General features: G+C 61.1%; 17 protein-coding genes and 2 pseudogenes. 8 read left to right on the plus strand and 11 right to left on the minus strand.

Translation table 11 applies throughout. The features are described from left to right. Positions 1–60 precede the first annotated feature (60 nt). The 3 genes from ligD to KZO24_RS30420 are packed head-to-tail and all read left to right on the plus strand — an operon-like array spanning position 61 to position 3,209. Positions 61–1,932 carry a DNA ligase D gene (gene ligD, locus KZO24_RS30410; RefSeq protein WP_486488048.1) on the plus strand — a complete coding sequence of 624 codons (1,872 nt, stop codon included), beginning with the start codon at positions 61–63 and terminating at the stop codon, positions 1,930–1,932. 10 nt (positions 1,933–1,942) lie between these two features. Continuing rightward, positions 1,943–2,761, plus strand: coding sequence for an exodeoxyribonuclease III (gene xth / locus KZO24_RS30415; RefSeq protein ID WP_486488049.1), 819 nt, complete (start codon positions 1,943–1,945; stop codon positions 2,759–2,761). Beyond that, positions 2,751–3,209 (plus strand): cupin, encoded by a 459-nt coding sequence (locus KZO24_RS30420; RefSeq protein WP_486488050.1) that lies wholly within the window; start codon positions 2,751–2,753, stop codon positions 3,207–3,209. Before xth ends, KZO24_RS30420 begins: the two co-directional genes overlap by 11 nt. Positions 3,210–3,357: 148 nt before the next feature. Here KZO24_RS30420 and KZO24_RS30425 read toward each other — a convergent pair whose 3' ends face one another. The 3 genes from KZO24_RS30425 to KZO24_RS30435 form a co-directional block, all read right to left on the minus strand. Then, positions 3,358–3,612: a hypothetical protein gene (locus KZO24_RS30425; RefSeq protein WP_486488051.1), complete on the minus strand. Its 255-nt coding sequence runs from the start codon at positions 3,610–3,612 to the stop codon at positions 3,358–3,360. A gap of 71 nt (positions 3,613–3,683) precedes the next feature. Then, on the minus strand, positions 3,684–4,247 hold the full coding sequence (locus tag KZO24_RS30430; RefSeq protein ID WP_486488052.1) for a 3'-5' exonuclease: 564 nt from the start codon (positions 4,245–4,247) through the stop codon (positions 3,684–3,686). Between the two features lie 31 nt (positions 4,248–4,278). Beyond that, entirely contained in the window at positions 4,279–4,503 is a 225-nt protein-coding gene (locus KZO24_RS30435; RefSeq protein WP_486488053.1) for an SRPBCC family protein, read from the minus strand. 597 nt (positions 4,504–5,100) lie between these two features. Here KZO24_RS30435 and KZO24_RS30440 point away from each other — a divergent pair. From KZO24_RS30440 to KZO24_RS30450, 3 genes are all read left to right on the plus strand, one after another. Then, positions 5,101–5,724, plus strand: a complete 624-nt coding sequence (locus KZO24_RS30440; protein WP_486488054.1) for a PAS domain-containing protein — start codon at positions 5,101–5,103, stop codon at positions 5,722–5,724. A 115-nt stretch (positions 5,725–5,839) separates the two neighbouring features. Further along, complete coding sequence (locus KZO24_RS30445; RefSeq protein ID WP_486488055.1) at positions 5,840–6,340, plus strand: PAS domain-containing protein; 501 nt, start codon at positions 5,840–5,842, stop codon at positions 6,338–6,340. Then, positions 6,301–7,314: an ATP-binding protein gene (locus KZO24_RS30450; RefSeq protein WP_486488056.1), complete on the plus strand. Its 1,014-nt coding sequence runs from the start codon at positions 6,301–6,303 to the stop codon at positions 7,312–7,314. Before KZO24_RS30445 ends, KZO24_RS30450 begins: the two co-directional genes overlap by 40 nt. A gap of 914 nt (positions 7,315–8,228) precedes the next feature. Here KZO24_RS30450 and KZO24_RS30455 read toward each other — a convergent pair. Beyond that, a pseudogene (locus KZO24_RS30455) lies at positions 8,229–8,523 on the minus strand (IS5/IS1182 family transposase); the annotation flags it as partial. A gap of 73 nt (positions 8,524–8,596) precedes the next feature. Beyond that, positions 8,597–9,741, minus strand: a protein-coding gene (locus KZO24_RS30460) for an IS3 family transposase (protein WP_486488057.1) whose coding sequence is annotated in 2 segments (ribosomal slippage) — positions 8,597–9,516 and positions 9,516–9,741 — 1,146 coding nt in all. Because the reading frame shifts where the segments join, the coding sequence is not laid out codon by codon here. A 46-nt stretch (positions 9,742–9,787) separates the two neighbouring features. On the opposite strand from KZO24_RS30460, the gene KZO24_RS30465 reads away from it, so the two are divergent. Beyond that, entirely contained in the window at positions 9,788–10,801 is a 1,014-nt protein-coding gene (locus KZO24_RS30465; RefSeq protein WP_486488058.1) for an IS110 family RNA-guided transposase, read from the plus strand. Between the two features lie 672 nt (positions 10,802–11,473). Here KZO24_RS30465 and KZO24_RS30470 read toward each other — a convergent pair. From KZO24_RS30470 to istA, 4 genes and pseudogenes are all read right to left on the minus strand, one after another. Continuing rightward, complete coding sequence (locus KZO24_RS30470) at positions 11,474–11,845, minus strand: group II intron maturase-specific domain-containing protein (RefSeq protein WP_486488059.1); 372 nt, start codon at positions 11,843–11,845, stop codon at positions 11,474–11,476. Beyond that, complete coding sequence (ltrA, locus tag KZO24_RS30475; RefSeq protein ID WP_486488455.1) at positions 11,842–12,909, minus strand: group II intron reverse transcriptase/maturase; 1,068 nt, start codon at positions 12,907–12,909, stop codon at positions 11,842–11,844. Before ltrA ends, KZO24_RS30470 begins: the two co-directional genes overlap by 4 nt. A gap of 506 nt (positions 12,910–13,415) precedes the next feature. Further along, positions 13,416–14,183 carry an IS21-like element ISSsp5 family helper ATPase IstB gene (gene istB / locus KZO24_RS30480; protein ID WP_486488060.1) on the minus strand — a complete coding sequence of 256 codons (768 nt, stop codon included), beginning with the start codon at positions 14,181–14,183 and terminating at the stop codon, positions 13,416–13,418. Next, a pseudogene (gene istA / locus KZO24_RS30485) lies at positions 14,180–15,672 on the minus strand (IS21 family transposase). The gene istB and the pseudogene istA overlap by 4 nt, the downstream one beginning before the upstream one ends. Positions 15,673–15,861: 189 nt before the next feature. Between istA and KZO24_RS30490 the strand changes: the two are divergent. Continuing rightward, positions 15,862–16,350, plus strand: coding sequence for a DUF2721 domain-containing protein (locus KZO24_RS30490; protein WP_486488061.1), 489 nt, complete (start codon positions 15,862–15,864; stop codon positions 16,348–16,350). Positions 16,351–16,380: 30 nt separating this feature from the next. Here the strand turns inward: KZO24_RS30490 and cyoD are convergent, their stop codons facing one another. Together cyoD and KZO24_RS30500 are read right to left on the minus strand one after the other, a co-directional pair. Beyond that, entirely contained in the window at positions 16,381–16,776 is a 396-nt protein-coding gene (cyoD, locus tag KZO24_RS30495) for a cytochrome o ubiquinol oxidase subunit IV (protein ID WP_211151185.1), read from the minus strand. Between the two features lies 1 nt (position 16,777). Continuing rightward, a complete protein-coding gene (locus tag KZO24_RS30500; protein ID WP_486488062.1) occupies positions 16,778–17,278 on the minus strand; it encodes a cytochrome c oxidase subunit 3 in 501 nt (166 codons plus the stop codon). Positions 17,279–17,420: the final 142 nt, after the last annotated feature.

Consider the following 17,420-nt stretch of genomic DNA (forward strand, 5'->3'; position numbering starts at 1 on the left):
GCGTGCCGGAACGAGTTCCTCCGCTGCGTATTTCCTCAGTATGGCTCTGGATCGATCAGCATGACGCGGGTGAGAGCAGGGCGGAAGCCCCGCGCTGCGGCGCGATCGCGTGCCGGTGGCCCGCCGCCATTCCAGCCAGTCCAGCTCGCGACGCTCGTCGACAGCGTGCCGACCGGCAACCGCTGGCTCCATGAGATGAAATATGACGGCTATCGCGTACTGCTCGCCGTCGGCGGCGGCGACGCGGTTGCCTATACGCGCTCGGGGCTCGACTGGTCCCAAAAGTTTGCCGGGCTCGTCGCCGATGCCGCGAAGCTCAAGGTGCGCTCGGCGCTGATCGACGGTGAGGCCGTGGTGCTCGATGGCGAGGGCCGGTCAAGCTTTCAGGCGCTGCAGAACGCGCTCAAGGGCGCACCGGCGTCGATCGACTATTTCGCGTTCGACCTGCTCGAACTCGATGGTGAGGACCTGACCCGGCTGCCGCTCACCGAGCGCAAGGCGCGGCTCGCCAAAATCCTGCCACAAAGTGCCAAGGCGCGGCTGCGCTACTCCGACCATATCGTCGGCAACGGCGAGAAACTCCTCAGCCAGTTCTGCGCTGCGGGGCTGGAAGGCGTCATCTCGAAAAAGGCCAATGGCCGCTATATCGGCTCGAGGTCGGGCGGTTGGCTCAAGACCAAATGCATCAAACGCCAGGAATTTGTCGTGATAGGCTGGACGCCATCGGACAAGTCACGCCTGTTCCGCTCGCTGATCCTCGGCGTCCACGAGGATGGCGTACTGCGCTACGCCGGCAAGGTCGGTACCGGCTTCGGCACCCAGGAGATCAACGACCTGATGGCCGTCATGGCGCCGCTTGAACAGAAAGAGCCCACCGTCGAGGCACCACGCGCCGAGGTTCGCGGTGCGCACTGGCTGCGCCCCAGGCTCGTCGCCGAGATCGCCTACACCGAGATGACAAACGAGGGGACGCTGCGACATCCTTCCTTTCTTGGCATGCGCGAAGACAAGAAGCCCGAGGCGGTAGTGGTGGAAAGTGAGGCGCCGGTGGAACAGATGACCGCGCAAACATCTTCGGTAGCAATTTCCAACCGCGACCGCGTGATCTTCCCCGAGGGCAACCTCACCAAGGGACAGCTCGCGGACTATTATGCGCACGTTGCGCCCGTGATGCTGCCCTGGGTCGGATCGCGGCCGATCAGCCTGGTGCGTTGCCCGCAAGGCAGGGCCAGGAAATGCTTCTTCCAGAAGCATGACGCCGGGAGTTTTGGCGATGCTGTCCGCCATGTCGCCATCCGCGAAAAGGACGGTCATGACGAGCCCTATCTCTACATCGACACGGCCCAAGGCCTGCTGACCTGCGTGCAGATGGGCACGATCGAGTTCCATGGTTGGGGATCCCGGATCGAGGATGTCGAAAGGGCCGATCGGCTCGTGTTCGATCTCGATCCCGATGTCGGGCTCGATTTCGAGAATGTGCGCACCGCCGCCTTCCAGTTCCGCGATATACTGAAATCGATCGGGCTTGATACCTCTCCGATGCTGACCGGCGGGAAGGGCGTGCATGTCATCGCGCCCTTGGTGCCCGATGCGGAATGGCCCGAGGTCAAGGATTTCGCGCACAGGCTCGCAAAAGCGGTGGCGCAGAGCGATCCCGAACATTTCACGGCTGCTCTACCCAAGGCGCAGCGTAAGGGCCGCATCTTCGTCGATTACCTGCGCAACCAGCGTGGCGCGACGGCCGTCATGCCCTTCAGCGTCCGCGCGCGAGAAGGCGCCCCGGTCGCGGTGCCGATCACCTGGAAAGAGATGGAGACCATCGACAAGCCATCGCACTGGTCGATCCGCGACGCAGCCGAACTGGCGAAGCGTGCCGGCTCGAAGGCGCTCTCGGGCTGGGGGCGCGCCGATCAGGTGTTGCCTGACCTGTGAGTGCGGCACAGTGAAGATCGCCACCTACAACGTGAACGGCGTCAACGGGCGGCTCCCCGTACTGCTGCGCTGGCTCGAGGAAGCCGAGCCCGATGTGGTCGTGCTGCAGGAGCTGAAAGCGCCGCAGGAGCGCTTTCCCGAAAGCGCGATCCGTGACCTTGGCTATGACGCCATATGGCATGGCCAGAAATCCTGGAATGGTGTGGCGCTGCTGAGCCGGGTCGGAGAGATCCATGAGACACGGCGAGGGCTGCCCGACGACCCCGACCCTGGCCAGCGCCGCTATATCGAGGCGGCCGTCAATGGCATCCTGATCGGCGGGCTGTATCTACCGAATGGTAATCCGCGTCCCGGCCCCAAATTCGACTACAAGCTGCGCTGGTTCGACAGGTTGATCGACCATGCCGCGGCGCTGCTCGAAAGCGGGCTGCCGGTGATGCTCGCCGGCGACTTCAACGTCATGCCGACCGATCTCGACGTCTACAAGCCCGAGCGCTGGCTCGATGACGCGCTGTTCGCACCGGAAGTGAGGGCAGCCTATTTCCGGCTGCTGGACCAGGGATGGACCGATGCGCTCCGCACGCTCCATCCGGACGAGGTCATCTATACGTTCTGGGATTACTTCCGGAACGCCTATGGCCGAAACGCGGGCCTGAGGATCGACCATCTGTTGCTGAGCCCGGCGCTCGCCGACCGGTTGGCTGATGCGAGGGTCGATGCGCATGTCCGTGGGTGGGAGAAGACCAGCGACCACGCACCGGTGTGGATTGAACTTGCCGACAAGCCGAAGCGGAAACGCGCGAGGAAGGACGACCCCGATGAAGGTTGAGAGCATTCTGCTGACGCAGAACGGCTGGGTCCCCAACAATGACCGGTTGCCTGTTGTCGTTTATCACGGTGCGCTGGAAGGAGAGGGCAAGGATCTGGCCGAGACGTTCGGGGCTCTGTTTGCCGATCATGGCTGGCTGCATGACTGGCGCGACGGCGTCTTTAATTACCACCACTATCACTCGACAGCCCATGAGGCGCTTGGAGTGTTTTCGGGAAAGGCGACGCTGGAACTGGGCGGCCCTGACGGGCGACACGTCGAGGTGACGGCAGGCGATGCCCTCTGCTACCGGTTGGTACCGGACATCGCCGCATCTCGGCGAGCGAGGACTTTCAGGTGGTCGGCGCCTATCCGCAAGGGCAAAACTGGGACATCTGTCGCGAGGCGCCGGGCCAGGCAGTGCGAGCGCGCATGGCGGCCCTGCCCGATCCGGCGCACGATCCGGTGACAGGCGAAAGGGGATCCGGACGGGTGCGTGAGGATGCCCGCTCGCGTCGGTAGGTATTACGCTCCACTACCGTCCCGGCTACCCGGGCTGATCAGTCGGCCAGCTGATCGCGGTGGTGGACCCTGGATCAACGAGCCGAGGTGCGCCTTTAAGCAAGCGCGGCGAACCAGTGCCAATAAGGAGTGGTGGGCGCCATGTGCCGGTTGAAGTCCGGCGAACCATCGTTCCACCACACGGGTCCGCGTCCGCCGAGCGCCCGTTTGGCCCTATCGACAGCCTGATGCGCCTCATCCTCTGCAATTTTGTCGTCGGCGCGTCTGGCAATCCCGACCGCACGTCGCGCAGCCATAAGCTGCGAAACCAACTCCGCCTGCTTCTCCACGGACAGCGAGGGATCAGACATACGACGGGCGCCCACGCACGACGAAATAGCGCCCATCCGGTGTCACGGGATGGCCGCCGGCCGTGGGCGCGCTATCGGACATCACCGGGAAGCCACGCGACCCTAGCGAGCGCGGCGTCTCGCACAGCACACCAGCGGTCGCGCTCGGCCCGGGCGTCTGCGAGCGCGCGATGCGCGGGCGGGCCATCCGGGGCCTGGAGCTCGACAAGGGCAAGGACATTGGCGACCTCGTTATCAAGCAATTCGGGCGGCGCCCTCGGGGCGAGGATGCTTTCGGCCACCTCCCGCAGCGCGTCGTCGCTGTCGCGCAGCCGAAGCGTGTGTCGCGAATAGCCGGCGGCGCGCAACAGCGCGCTCAGCCATTTGCCGTCCCAGCTTGGAGCACTGGCAAGGAGATCGCGGCCGGCAAGCTGCTCGACCATAACGCGGGCGACTTCTTGGTGCGGTGTCGCCACTGCAAGGTCACTGCGGCTGATCCCGTGGATCGCGGCGGCCCTGTCGTCCCAGTCGGTCCAGTCGGAAGCGGGCCGGATCAGATACTCGGCGCTCGTGCCGTCCTCGAACACCCACCCGACCTCGATCGGAAAGCTCCGTTTGGAGAGTGATGAGGCTTCGAAGTCGAGAAATACGAGCATGTCAGCTTAATCGGTGAAAAGGGCCGTGGTTTCATTCGAGCGGGCCGGCGCTTCGCAATGTTATGGCCATGAGATTGACGTGATCGCTCTTGTCGATCCCACGCGGCACGCTCTTGGTAAGAAACGTTACTCTTCTCGGGTTGCCGATGCTCTTCTCGATTGTGGTGGAAACTTCATTTTGCCGGGGCCCTTGGTGGTCGCCGCTTTCAAAGAGAACCTCTTCGACCACGCGACTATCAGGCAGCAGCCCGATCAAACCGACCCCCTACAAGATGCGCTCGCGCCGGTCTGGCGTTTGCCATGCAGATCTATTCCGGGTTTCCGGGTTGGGGCAGGCAGGCAGCTGTGGGGCGTTGATGAACACGTCGATGTCGTGACTCTACGCCGAGTGTCGCTCCAATAAGAGCGCGCCGGGTGTGGATGGACAGGACTTTGACAGGACTTTGCTGATATCGAGGACTATGGCGTCGAGCGGTGGGTACATGGCAGGATACCACATACCTTGTGGCCAGGGCGAGGATGGGCAACCACTTCTCGGTTGGAACCACGAGCAAGGCATACCGAGCCATCGACAGCTACACAGCGGCGCGGTTGCGCCGGTGGCTACGGGCCAAGCCCAAGACCAGACGCAGGATATGAAAGCTCGCCGGCCAGGTCCAATCGGTCACGGTCGCCAAATATCATCATGGCGGCGATCCGTTTCGCGCGATCTGCGAAAATCCAGCCTTTGCCTTGCCGACGTTAGCTGCTTGCCTTTTCTCTCGCTTGCCGCAATTGTCGGTGCCCCGCCTGCGAAAAAGCGCCCGCAGAAAGGCAGTTAGTTCCGTACCCGTGTATCTGCGGACAGGGCATAGTGACCGATGAGGAAAATTTGACAAAGCATACCCATGCCGAACAGGACCTTGTCCAGTCCATCCGGTTTTCGCCTATCCCCGCCATCATCACGGACCCCAAAGCCAAGGATAATCCCATAGTAGCTGCGAACCAGGCGTTCGAGCGACTGACAGGATATGCCGAGCAAGAGCTCCTTGGCCGCAATTGCCGTATTCTTGCAGGTCCAGAGACCTCGAAACTCAAGTCAGCGGCGCTGGGCAGAGCGGTTGCAACATCAACCTCGGTGATGGTCGAACTGATCAACTATCGCAAAGATGGCACCAAGTTCCTTAATGCTGTCATGGTGGCTCCGCTTTTTGACGACGATGGACGTCTAGCCTATTTTGTTGGAAGCCAGATGGAGGTCGAGACGCAGGGCGGCGGCGACATGAAAGTCGAAGCCGCGGATAGGGTCGCTCTGCTTACTCCACGCCAGCAAGACGTGCTGCGGCTGATGGCGCAAGGAAAACGCAATCGTCTCATAGGGGAAGAGCTAGGAATGAAGGAGAAGACGGTCAAAATGCACCGGGTTGCCTTGGTAAAGCGCCTCGGGGTTAGCACATCTGCTGAAGCCATGCGCTTGGCCATCGAGGCGGCCCTCTAGCCTCTAAAGCCGGTACGCGGGAGGACACTGCCGAGAAATTCTGTTGCATCTTCGGGATAACCGGCTATGGACTTTGGTCTGTGGTGGGGCCATGAACTTGCACAGGATCACTCCTTTGACGACCTCGGCATCCCACGATCAACTCCCGGCCGACACGTTCGAACGGCTTGTTCAGGCAGTCACTGATTACGCTCTCTATATGCTCGATCCTTACGGGCGAGTGCTCACCTGGAACGCTGGCGCCCAGCGGATCAAGGGCTACTCGTGCACCGAGATCATCGGCGAGCATTTTTCCCGGTTTTTCACACCCGAGGACCAGGAGACCGGGCTGCCGGCGCAGGCCTTGGCAACTGCAGCGCGAGAGGGCCGCTTCGAAAGCGAGGGATGGCGGGTCCGCAAGGATGGCAGCCGCTTTTGGGCCAATGCTGTCCTCGACGCCATCCGTGACGACGCGGGGGAATTGGTCGGGTTTGCCAAGATCACCCGTGACATCACTGAGCGCAGGCAGACCGAGGGGAGCTTCGGCAGGCGCAGGAAGCACTCGCTCAGTCCCAAAAGCTTCAGGCGCTTGGCCAGATGGCGGGCGGGATTGCGCACGACTTCAACAACCTTATGACAGTCATGCGCGGATCCACCGACTTTATGCTGCGCAACCCGGAGCTTCCGGCGAAGAAGCGTCAGAAGTACCTCAACATCATGCTCGAAACAGTGGAGCGGGCTACCAGTCTGACGTCGCAGCTGCTTGCCTTTGCCCGCCGTCAGCCCCTTGAGCCTGAAGTCCTTGATCTGACTGTTCGCATGGATGCACTTGGAGAGATGATCCAGCGGACGCTTGGTACTCGATATGATTTAAAGCTGGATCTCGCTTCCGGCCTGTGGCTCGTTGAGATCGATCCTGCCGGTCTTGAAGCCGCAGTTCTGAATGCTGTCCTGAATGCGCGCGACGCCATGCCGGACGGGGGACAAATTACCATCGCGACCAGGAACGTTGCGCGAGCTGAGGGTGAAGGAGTGACGCTATCCGTCAGCGACAAGGGTCCCGGCATCCCTCCCGAAACGCTAAAGAGGGTTTTCGAACCCTTCTTCACGACCAAACCGATCGGCAGTGGCACTGGCCTTGGTCTTCCCCAAATCCATGGATACGCCCTGCAGTCGGGCGGGTCGGCCAAGATTATATCGGAGGTAGGGCTTGGCACGACGGTCGAGATGTGGCTCCCGCGGACCGATAAGCCCAGACGGATAGAAAGCGCCCGCATGGCAGACGTCATGGTGCCGCCCAGCCTAAGGGTGCTCGTCGTCGAGGACAGTGACCATGTTCGTTATTTTGCCAGACAGTTGTTTCAGGACCTGGGTTGCGATGTCTTCGAGGCCCCCACTGGAGACGCTGCCCTCGCGATGATGCGAGAGCACAAGGCGGACCTGATGTTCTCGGACATCGTCATGCCGGGTATGAATGGTCTGGAATTGGCGCAGGAGATAACGAACGCCTACGGCGTGCCCGTGCTGCTCGCGAGCGGCTACAGTACCGCCCAGTTCAGTCCAGAAAGACGTGCGCGAATTTCCGATCCTTCGCAAGCCGTACAATATTGAGACACTTGCTGTCAGGATTGGAGAGCTGGTGAATAACGCACAAGATTGCGCTCCCTGATCTGGATTAAATTTCAAGACACATTTTAATTAGGCTTAGCGTTGTTTGTAAAATGCTTATCCGGTCAAAAAGAGCGCTTGTAAGGACCGCGCCGCCGCTCGCGCGCTGCGGTTATACTGCATTCGCTTTGATCGGCATTGTTTTCTCGATCGTCAGTGCGAGCCGCTTTATCATGAGGAGAGGTGCTCGTGTGTCGCCCTTCACAGGAACCGACATACCGCAACACAAAGCCTTGGAACACGCGGCTGGCGGTGGTTGCGCAGTCGATCTGTCCTTGTCCACCGTTATTGATCAAGTCAGCAAAGAATGCCCATATGCAATAGTGATTGATGTGAGAATATTGGCTCCTGGGGAGGTGCTATCGGTAAAGACGCTAAGCGAACTGCGAGATTGCCTGGCGCTACGGTATGCAATCGCCCTCAAGCAGTGGTCGGGGACAATCGGTGCTCGCATGAGCCCTGACAGGTTCGTTTTTTCGCACCTGCCTCGTTTCCCCGCGAGACATCGGACGTCATACCTGGTGTGCTCCGACAAGCAATTTGTGCACCGATCGCAGGATGGTCCGCATTATCTATTCGCGCCTTCACGGAGGTCTTCATGCCCCGAAGCAATGAAACCGGAAAAAATTTCGTTGAACGGATTGTGGGATGTACATGACTTCCCCTGTTCCGGGAGCCCACGGACAACGGCTACATCGACGCGTTCTTGGAGGGTTAGCGCAGGTACTACAAACGCGATCGGCGGGAAGTTGGACACCTCGAAGAACCGTTTGATTTCGGCATGATGGAGGCGTGAAGGCTCACCAGCGGCGTATGAGCCTTGGTTTCGGCGGGTGATCTGCGGATTTTTGCTGGAGAGGCGGCTGCGCAGGCCCTTTTGGCGTCACGCGGGTGCAATTCGACGCTCGAGCCAGCCCAGGCGCTGGCCGATCGATGCCGATATGGTTCTTGTAGCCGAACATCGGGATGGCGAGGTCGACCGGCTTGAAGGCATTGGCGTCCCCTGCCTTCCTTGACCTTCGCCTTTATGTATTTGCCGCCCCAGCCGGCATCGCGATCCTTTTGCCGGATCTTCGCAGCGTTATCCTTCCAACGCTCGGGTGTACGGCCTTCTTTGATGGCCGCCTTCTCCTCCTCGGTGTTCCGCTGCTTCGTATCCATCCGGTGAGGATCGCGACTACATCAGGTGTCTTTGACGTGACCCCCGGGTTTCCTCCAGTCGGGATTAGAGCCGGGCAGCTTTGTTGCGCATGAGCGCGGGTTGAGCAATGGCCTGCGCAGCGGAGCCCGTAGGGCGTAGCGAAGCAGGCCATTGCTTATTCAATTCAGCGGCGAAGGCCGCTGGGGTCTCGTATCCAAGGGATGAGTGCGGCCTCTCCTGGTTGTAATCCTCTGCCCAAGCGGCGATCACCACCCGGGCATGGTCGAGGCTCAGGAACAGGGTCTCGTTGAGCAGCTCGTCGCGCATCCGACCGTTGAAGCTCTCGACGTAACCATTCTGCATCGGCTTGCCCGGGGCGATATAGTGCCACTCCACTCCGACCTCTCCGCACCAGGCGAGGACAGCGTTCGAGGTCAGCTCGGTGCCGTTGTCGCTGACAATCATCCCAGGCTTACCGCGCTCGGCGATCAGCTCGGTGAGCTCACGCACCACCCGACGCCCTGAGATCGACGTGTCCGGCACCGCGCGCAGGCACTCGCGGGTTACATCGTCGACGATGTTGAGCACTCGGAACCGCCGTCCTGTAGCCAGCTGATCATGGACGAAGTCCAGGCTCCATCGCTGGTTTGGTAGCGCCAGCACCGGAGCTGGTGCTCGTGCGCCGATGGCACGGCGCCGGTTGCGCCTGCGTCGGACCGCCAGCTTCTCCTCGCTATAGAGCCGCTGTGTCTTCTTCCGGTTGATCACCACGCCCTCACGCCGCAGCAGAATGTGCAGCCGACGATAGCCAAACCGACGGCGCTGCTGCGCAAGCTCACGCAGCTTCAACCGAAGGTCAGCGTCATCTTCTCGCTGTGACCGGTAGCGCATGCTCTTCCGATCAGCGCCGATAACACGGCACGCCCGCCGCTCGCTCATCCCCAGAACCGCCTGGAGACGAGCGACCGCCTCTCGCTTGGCAGCGGGCGTTACCAATTTTTTGCGAGAAGATCCTTCAGCCCGGCGTTATCCAGCATCGCCTCGGCCAGCAGTCGCTTCAGCTTGGCGTTCTCGTCCTCGAGCGACCGTAATCGCTTGGCCTCCGAAACCTCCAGACCGCCATACTTGGCTTTCCAGTTGTAGATCGTCGCTTCCGATACCCCGTGGCGACGAGCCAGGTCGGCAGTCTTCGTGAACTGATGCGGTGGATGCCTCCCTTCACCGGGCATTGTATGATGCTCAATGGCGCCATGGCGGCGCCCGAAGGAGGAGCATATGGCGAATGCACACATGCTGTCGATCGACCTGGCGAAGCGCAGCTTCCAAGTCTGCGCGACTGATCGAGCAGGGTCGGTTCTATATAACCGGACGATCTCCCGATCTAAGCTGGAGGCACTGCTCAAGGAGCATCCCTGCTGTATCGTTGCTATGGAAGCGTGCGCGACGAGCCATTTCTGGGGTAGATTTGCCGGCGCAGAAGGTCATGAGGTTCGGTTGATCCCGCCAATCTACGTGAAGCCTTTCGTGAAGCGGCAGAAGAACGACGCCGCAGACGCGGCGGCCATTGCTGAAGCTGCTGTACGCCCGAACCTGCATTTCGTTGCGGTCAAAAGCGCAGAGCATCAAGCGAGAGCTGTGGCCTATCGCACCCATCAATGTTTTGTGAGCCAGCGAACGCAGACTATCAACGCGCTACGAGGACACTTGGCCGAGTTCGGCCTGGTATTCCCCCAAGGGGTTCCTCATCTGAAGGAAATCCGCGCAGCCATGGACGACGAGGATGTCGACGTGCCTTCCAGTATCCGGGAGATCGCAGACCTCTACCTCGAGCATATCGACACCCTGTCCGCGAAGATTGACGAGCTTTCACTCAGACTACGGGAAGCCATGGCGGTCAGCGTTGAGCTTCGCCGCCTTTGCACGGTGCCGGGCGTCGGCCCGGTGACCGCCGGTGCGATTATGGCATTTGCACCAGATCTACGGACGTTCGCCAGTGGCAGGAACTTTGCGGCATGGCTCGGCCTGGTGCCGAAGCAGCGATCAACGGGCGGAAAATCCCGCCTCGGGTCCATGAGCAAAATGGGTCAAAGCGACATTCGCAAACTTCTCGTCGTCGGTGCGATGAGCAGGATACGATGGATCGTGCGCAAAGGCGTTCTCCCCGACAACTGGCTGGGCCGCATGATGGCTCGCCGGCCCAGGATGGTGGTCGCGGTCGCACTGGCGAACAAAATGGCGCGGACAATCTGGGCGATGATGACCCGCGAGGAAGACTACCGTTTGGCGTGATGGCGTAACTGCCATAGCGCTCGGGGCCTCGGTCCCGACAAGGAGATCGACTGATACTATGCGGCAAGGACTTCAATGTTCACGATACGGCTAACCAGTCTCGGGGCGAGAGCAAACCAAGCTCGCTGAACCGATGTGGCCCGGATCGTTCGAACTGCATAACGGCCCGTGGCGTCAGCAAGCCACATCAGAGGCCTGACACACGACCGATGAAGCGCTCTGCCGAGCAAAGTCAGAAAATCACCTTGCAATCTGGGAGGCATCCACACACGACCCTGCTCGATCAGTCGCGCAGACTTGGAAGCTGCGCTTCGCCAGGTCGATCGACAGCATGTGTGCATTCGCCATATGCTCCTCCTTCGGGCGCCGCCATGGCGCCATTGAGCATCATACAATGCCCGGTGAAGGGAGGCATCCACCGCATCAGTTCAACTCTGTGAAACGAAGAGACGAGACAAGACCGGATTTGGTTGTGCGTGCACCTGCACATCAAGGTGCTGCTGGATTGTCAACGGCGGCGCAAAAGTCGGCCACGGGGCGGAGTAAAAGTAGGCCAGTGTGGCGCACGCCCGGGGAGTGGCCCTCGGGGTCGAGTAGCCGCGGCGGATTACTCCACCGCGGCTCTCTCAGAACCGGACATGCGGACCACGCATCCGGCTCCTTGGGTCGATATCAGAGTGCCAGTACGAACTGGTCATTGACCCGTGGGGGGTTTAGCTCGTGCCATCGAGCTTTGAGCGAGATCAGTCGTCCATGGAACCATGAAGGAGGGTAAGCCCTCACGATCCCGGGTCGATTGGATTTCGCCCAGTTCCCTTTTCCGCAATACGCGGTGCCACCAGCGGCTTTGCGACTGACCCCGCGCGACAAAAGGTACCGGAATAAGAAGCGCGGACGCTTCTTTTGACGCACGATGATCGCCCTGAGCCGACGGCGAACGTGGGCGTCAATGACCCCCAGTTCAGACGCCACCTCTGCGGTACAGAGGCGGTAATATGCCGACCATCCGTTCAGGTATCGACCAAGGTCGGCCATACAGGTCATGATCGATCTCCCCAGTTGGGCGGAGTCATGTCCCGAATAGTCGTCAGCAGTCGACGCTTCGTTTTGCGGGACAGCGCGACCTCGATTGAGGACACACCATCTGTGCAGCGGAAGCAAAAGCCGAGGAAGTGGACCTGCTCCGGTTTCCGGATGTCGCTTTTCTCCTCATTGACCTGAAGGCGCAATCGCTTCTCCAGAAAACGCCGAAGAGATGCCATGACACGGATCCCGGCTCGCTCACTGCGCACAAAGACGTTGGCGTCATCGGCGTAGCGGACGAAACGTAGCCCGCGCCGCGCCATCTCCTGATCGAACTCGTCGAGAACGATGTTTGATAGAAATGGCGAAAGCGGGCCGCCTTGCGGAGTTCCTTCAACGACTTCGATACGTGTGCCATCCGGCATCACCACGGCCGACTTCAGCATTCGTCGTATCAGGTTGAGAATCCGCCGGTCGGCCACCCGCTGACTCATTCGATCCAGCAGGCGTTGGTGATGAACCCGGTCAAAAAATTGCGCCAGATCCAGATCAACCACCGTCCGAAAGCCCTCTTCCAGATATTCAGTCGCTTCAGCAATTGCCGTATGAGCACCACGATTACGACGGAACCCATGACTGCTGGGATGGAAGGTTGGTTCAAATATCGGCTCCAGAATCTGGAGAACCGCCTGTTGAACCACCCTCGTTCTCACATTGGGAATGCCCAGACCGCGCTGACCTCCACCGGGTTTGGGAATCCAGACCCGACGAATATCCCCTGGGTAAAAGCGTTCCGCCAACAGTACACTGCGCAGTTCAGTCAACAGACGCGGAGCTTGCGCTTCGGCCTCCTCAACCGTCTGGCCGTCGATCCCCGGTGCCCCCTTATTGCGTACAACGGACAGTAGCGCCCGCGCGAGATTTGCCTCGGACGCTACCGCCTCCAGCAGCCGATTTGAATCGGCTGCCCGGGTGGAAGAACTTGTCATGGTTTTGTGCTTCGCTGTGTGCAGTAGCCATGACCGACGCTCGGGTTCGCCCGAACCTCCGACATCGCCACCCCCTCGCGGGCTGTCGGCGAACACGAAGCTCAATTGATGATGTCCTTTCCTTCTCAACCCATCTCTCCCTTTGCTCAGCCGACTTTCACCGGCTTCATCGCTCCTACGGAGAGATCCGACTTCTGCAGGGGCATCGGCGGTCGTCGTTTCCTCCTACCCGCCTACCGCTCACGCGGACCCCAACAGATCTCCCGGGGTAAGAACACTGGATATGCCGCCGCCGCCGCCCTCACTACCGCCCCGGTCTCGGTTGGATTTTGGGCGTCGCGTTTGTAGGCACGCTCACCCGACCGGATCGGCCTGTCCAAGGGTTCACTCGCGTTCGGTGCTGCGGTTCGTCTAAGACTTCCTCCCCACACGGCCTCGCGGCATCAGCGCCTTGCGCATCTCACGATGGGCACGCTGCGTGCAGTTGTCTTCGACTTACGGTTGCTACCAACTCGCCCCGTAAAGGACTTTCACCTCCTATCCAGTGCCCATGCCCGGCACACCTACGCCCTCACGCCACTCCGCCGGCGTTGGCTCGATTTTCAGGGGTTGGTTTTGGACTTGCGGGCGCGGCTATGGGCGAGGCGGTAGCTTTCGCCATTCATCTCCAGGATGCTGACGTGATGGGTCAGCCGGTCGAGGAGCGCGCCGGTGAGACGTTCGGATCCGAAGGTCTCGGTCCATTCGTCAAAGGGCAGGTTGCTGGTGATGAAAGTCGAGCCGCGTTCGTAGCGCTGTGAGATCAGCTCGAACAGCAATTCGGCCCCGGTCTTGGAGAGCGGCACGAAGCCCAGTTCGTCGATGATGAGCAGCTTGTATCCAGCCATCTGTTTCTGGAAGCGCAGGAGGCGTCGCTCGTCCCGGGCCTTCATCATCTCGCTGACCAACGCGGCGGCGGTGGTAAAGCCGACTGACAGCCCTTTCTGGCATGCCGCCAGCCCCAGTCCGAGAGCCACATGCGTTTTGCCCGTGCCCGATGGCCCCAGAGCGATGGCGTTCTCGCGGCGCTCGATCCATTCGCAGCGCGCCATCTCGAGCACCTGCATCTTGTTGAGTCGGGGGATGGCGGTGAAGTCGAAGCTGTCGAGGCTTTTGACCGCGGGGAAGCGTGCCGTCTTGATGCGCCGCTCCACCATGCGACGCTCCCTGTCGATCATCTCCATCTCGATGAGCCGGGCGAGGAAGCGGATATGGTCGAGGCCTTCGGCGGCGCATTGCCGGGCCAGTTTCTGATGCTCACGAAGGCAGGTGGGCAGCTTGAGCGCCTTAAGATGGTGGGCGAGCAGGATCTCGGGGGCCTGACCGCTCATGCGGCTTTCTGCCCATCGGAGAGCAAGCTCATGTAGGCTCTGGCAAAGGTCTTCTCGACTTTGGTGCGTGGGAGGAAGGGATAGACGTCCAGGTCCAGCCTGGGCGGCACGCGTTCGACCCGGCACAGGATCAGGTGCTTGACGGCATCGAAGCCGACGGCGCCCAGGTCGATAGCCTGCTCCACCGCCGCCTGGAGATCGGCGATATCGAAGCTCTCCAGCAGGCGCAGCACCTGCACATACTCGCGCTTGCCATGCTTGTGCATGCGCGCTTCCATCAGGCGTTGCAGTGTCGCGAACGCCTCGGGCAGTTCCCATCCCTGCAGCGGCGCCGCCTGGTCCAGCGCATTTGATCTTCTGTTCGATCAGCGGGAGATAATGAAGCGGATCGAAGATGACCTCGTCCCGCCGCCAGCAACGGGGATGCCGGGCGATGAACTCGCTGCGGCAGCCGATCACCCCCTCATCGACATAACCCCGGACCCAGACTTCCTGATGACCCCAGGCTACCGGCACCGAATAGTCGTTGGTCTTGTAACGCACCAGGGACTGTGACGAGACACGTCCGCTGGTCTGGTCGCAAGCCTCGAAGGGCGAGGCTGGCAGCGGCTGCATCGCGGCAAGATCGCGCTGAAGTCGCTCGCCGATCGTCTCGCTCTCCCCCGCAGCTTGTCGTCCTGACGTTTGCGGCACTGCTCCTCGAGCCACAGGTTGAACGCCTCCCAGGTCGGGAACTGCGGGATCGGCACCATGAAGTTGCGCCGGCAATAGCCCACCAGTCCTTCCACATTGCCTTTCTCGTTCCCCTTGCCCGGGCGCGCGTAGCGATCACGGATCAGGTAATGGGACAGGAACCCACTGAACAGCGATGCGCGTTTGCGCGTGCCGTCGGGCAGGATCTTCGCCACCAGGCAGCGATCGTTGTCATAGACGATCGAGCGGGGCGCCGCGCCGAAAAAGACGAAGGCATGGATGTGACCATCGACCCAGGCTTCGGCCACTGCCGCTGGATAAGCACGCACATAGCACCCGTCACTGTGCGGCAGATCGAGCACGAAGAAGTGCGCCTTCTGCGTGACCCCGCCGATCTCCACCAGCGCTTCCCCAAAATCGGCCTGCGCATCACCCGCCGGGTGGGCCAGCGGCACGAACATCTCCCGGCTACGCTGCTCACGCTCCCGAATGTAATCCTTGATGATCGTATAGCCGCCGGTGAACCCATGCTCCTGGCGCAGGCGATCGAATACCCGCTTCGCCGTATGGCGCTGCTTGCGCGGAACCCCCGGTCCCCGTCGAGCCAGCCATCGATGATCGCTACAAACCCGTCCAGCTTCGGACGGCAAGGCGCTGCCTGGCGCCGGTAACCGGGCGGCGATGAAAACGACAGCATCTTGCGAACCGTGTCGCGCGACACATTGAAACGCTTCGCCGCGCTCCGCTGGCTCAGCCCTTCCGCGCAAGCCAGACGTACCTTCAGATAGAGTTCCACACTGAAAATCCTCAGTCCTCCCTGCTAAGCAGAAAGGCTTCAAGGTGGACGACTTTTACACCGCCCGCAGCGGACCTATCCCGCGGCTACCGTGGCCGAATATTCCACCGCCGTTCTCAAAGTCAGGTGGTTAGGGGCGGTCGGCCATCCGGCGCCTCAAAATCTTGTTGGCAACCGGAGGTCAAGGATATGATTCAACTCGGCGATGTCCTGAAGGCAGTGGGACCCAATGCGGCGATCGTGTTCGCGGCCTGGATATTCATGGGCTTTCTGCAGCAACGCTACGATAGCGCGCTCGATCGTTATCGGTCTGCCGTCGGCGACTACAGATCCAACGACCATGAAGGAGCGCGCGCCGGCAACCTCAAGGACCAGATCGTCACCTACCGTACCCGTTGCACGCTGATGGGCCGGGCAACGATGACGGGCCTGGTTGCCGCCGTCTCGCTGATTGCATCGCTTATCTTCGGCGCGGCGGACGTGCTCGTCCCGGCCAATCTTTTCATTACTTACGCTGGCACGGCGGCCACGTTCCTGGGCTTTGCGCTGGTGATCGTGGCCGCCATCGTGGTCATGGCCGAAGGGCGGATCGTGCGCAGGCAACTGGACGACGAACTGCGCGACGTGCCTGAACTTGCCGGCGAAGCCGGACATGTGGAAGGTAGGTCGAAACGTTAGGCCGCTATGGCGGCGCGGCTCGGCAATCCGCTACATTCCGTGCATGCCGCCCGCCAGCGGCATCGTGGAATGGTGGAGATGGTTCATGATCCAGATCGAACCGAAGATCACGAGCCCCACGATGAGCACGCCGTAGGCCAGGGCAAGCACGTTGTTGGTGTTGTCGGGGCCGGTTGTAACATGCAGGAAGAAGACGAGGTGGATGCCCATCTGCGCGACTGCCAGCACGATAAGCGCCATCGGCAGCGCGGGGCGCCATATCAGTTCGACGTTGACGAGCAGAAATGAAAGTCCGGTCAGCAGGCCCGCCAGGACGAGGCCTATGATATAGCCCTTTATCCCGCCCGACAACTCGCCGATGTCGGTTGCTTCGTCGCCAGGAGCGGCATCGTGAGGATCGCGTTCGTGGTCGGCGCGATTTTCCATGTCAGGTTATCCCGATCAGATAGACGATGGTGAACAGCCCTACCCAGATGATGTCGAGCGCGTGCCAGAACAGATTGAAGCACATCATCCGGCGCAGGACCGTGGGTTGAAACCCCTTCGCGCCGAGCTGCGCCATCATCGTGCCGAGCCAGAGCAGCCCCACGGCGATATGCAGGCCATGCAGACCGACGAGCGCGAAGAAGGCTGAAAGGAAGGCGCTGCGCTGTGGGTCGGCCCCTTCGGATGCCATGATCGCGAATTCCTGAACTTCGAGCGCAAGAAATGCGGCGCCCAGGATGCCGGTGGCCAGCTGCCATCCCTGCGTCCACATGATCGCCTTGCGATCGGCGGCGGCGCTGGCCATGCCACAGGTGAAGCTGGACAGCAGCAGCACCGCTGTTTCCAGCGCGACGCGGCCCTGGCCGAACAGCTCGCGCTGGCCGGGACCGCCGGCATGTTCATCCGCCAGCACGGCATAGGCCGCGAAAAAGGCGGAGAACATGACGATGTCGCTCAGCAGGTAGATCCAGAAGCCATAGCCAACGATCGTGCGGGGGATGACGGTCCGCCTTCGCCATGTCCGGTTACGGTCGGATTCGATTGGTGACGGCCCAGGGCATAGGCATCATGCGCGGGGGTGCCGG

It is taken from the genome of Novosphingobium sp. NFX11 (assembly GCF_057376415.1).